This window comes from Lysinibacillus sp. GbtcB16 (assembly GCF_019091145.1).
In the GTDB taxonomy this organism is placed as follows: Bacteria; Bacillota; Bacilli; order Bacillales_A; family Planococcaceae; genus Lysinibacillus; species Lysinibacillus fusiformis.
The window spans coordinates 1-254 of the sequence record NZ_JAGXJV010000628.1 but is presented as its reverse complement, the minus strand read 5'-3'; the positions used below and the strand labels follow the sequence as shown (position 1 = coordinate 254).

General features: G+C 36.6%; 1 protein-coding gene. It reads left to right on the top strand.

Annotated elements, in window-relative coordinates; genetic code table 11:
• The coding region (locus KVT27_RS25455; RefSeq protein WP_217582255.1) for a hypothetical protein at nt 1-253 on the top strand (253 nt) is incomplete at its 5' end.
• Nucleotide 254 lies beyond the last annotated feature (1 nt).

Genomic DNA, 254 nt, shown 5'->3' with positions numbered 1-254 from the left:
AGCCGTTTGTCCTCCAGCGGGTCATACTCATCATTGGGGAGAAAAAGTCCCGCCGAACAAAGTAACCCCATATGATTTGATTCTTAAAAATAGAAAAAGGATTGGAGATAAAGACAATTGGTTTAGGTATGACAAATTTAACTTGTTCGGTAATATCTACGATAAAGTTGCATACAAGGCATTAAAAAATCTAAGTGAAGCGGATGAATATTGGGCCGTTACTGATTACTGTACTGTGAAAATAAAGTGTTAGA